Origin of the sequence: Mycolicibacter kumamotonensis (assembly GCF_002086285.1) — a bacterium.
In the GTDB taxonomy this organism is placed as follows: domain Bacteria; phylum Actinomycetota; class Actinomycetes; order Mycobacteriales; family Mycobacteriaceae; genus Mycobacterium; species Mycobacterium kumamotonense.
This window is the reverse complement of sequence record NZ_MVHU01000099.1, coordinates 1-1,332: the sequence shown is the minus strand read 5'-3', so window position 1 is coordinate 1,332 and position 1,332 is coordinate 1. Positions and strand designations below refer to the sequence as shown.

The window sequence follows — 1,332 nt, the reverse complement described above, 5'->3', positions numbered from 1 at the left end:
CCCCGACGACGCCGATTCGGGGTGTCCTCCTTCGGCATCAGCGGCACCAACGCCCACGTCATCATCGAAGAACCCCCCACCCCCGAGAATGCTTCAACCAATGAATCCCCGGTGGTGGCGGAGCTGCCGGTGGTGCCGTTGCTGGCCTCGGCACGGTCCGAACAAGCCCTCACCGAACAGATCACTCGACTCCAAGCGGTGAACGCCCCACCCCTGGATGTGGCGTTCACCGCCGCCACCACCCGCACCCACCTCGAGCACCGAGCAGTGGTGCTGCCCCGAGCCACCATCACCGGCCGCACCGATACCGGCCGCACCGCAATAATGTTCACCGGCCAAGGCGCCCAACGCATCAACATGGGCGCCGGACTGCATGAAGTGTTCCCCGTCTTCGCCCACACCTTCGACCAGTGCTGCACACACTTCGACGACCTGCTCGGACCCGGACTACGCGACGCCCTCACCGACCCCGACACCCTCGACCACACCCAGTGGACCCAACCAGCCCTGTTCAGCCTCGAAGTCGCGCTCTACCGACTCACCGAATCACTGGGCATCCAACCCGATTACCTGATCGGACACTCCATCGGCGAACTCGCCGCAGCCCACATCGCCGGAGTGTGGTCACTACAAGACGCCTGCACCTTCGTCGCCGCCCGAGCCCGCCTGATGGGCTCACTGCCCCCCGGCGGAGCCATGATGTCGGTCACCGCCACCACCGGCGAAATCACCCCACTACTCCCCGAAACCGTGGCGATCGCCGCAGTCAACGCCCCCCGCTCCCTCGTACTGTCCGGACCAGCGGCCGAACTAGACGCCCTCCAAACACAACTCACCGACGCCGGACTGACCACCCGACGACTCCACGTCAGCCACGCCTTCCACTCCCCACTGATGGAACCCATCCTCACCGAACTCCACCAAACCGCCACCACGCTGACCTACTCACCACCACAAATCCCGATCATCTCCAACCTCACCGGCGCCATCCTCACCGACACCCAAGCCACCTCCCCGGACTACTGGGTCAACCACGTCCGACAAACCGTGCACTTCGCCCAAGGCATCACCACCCTCACCGACGCCGGCGTCACCCACTACCTCGAACTGGGCCCCGACCCAGTGCTATGCACCCTGACCCCCGACAACACCCTCGCCGCACCCGCACTACGCCGCCGCCGCGACGACACCGAAACATTCCTCACCATGCTCGCCCACGCCCACACCCACGGCGTGAACATCAACTGGACCACCCTGTTCGCCGGCCGCGGCGCCACCAAAGTCGACCTACCCACCTACCCCTTCGAACACCGCACCTACTGGCTGACCCCC

The 1,332-nt window shown here is 65.6% G+C and carries 1 protein-coding gene; it reads left to right on the top strand.

Going from position 1 to position 1,332, the window contains the following annotated elements:
• On the top strand, positions 1-1,332 hold a 1,332-nt coding region (locus BST28_RS22910), incomplete at both ends, for an acyltransferase domain-containing protein (protein ID WP_133054374.1).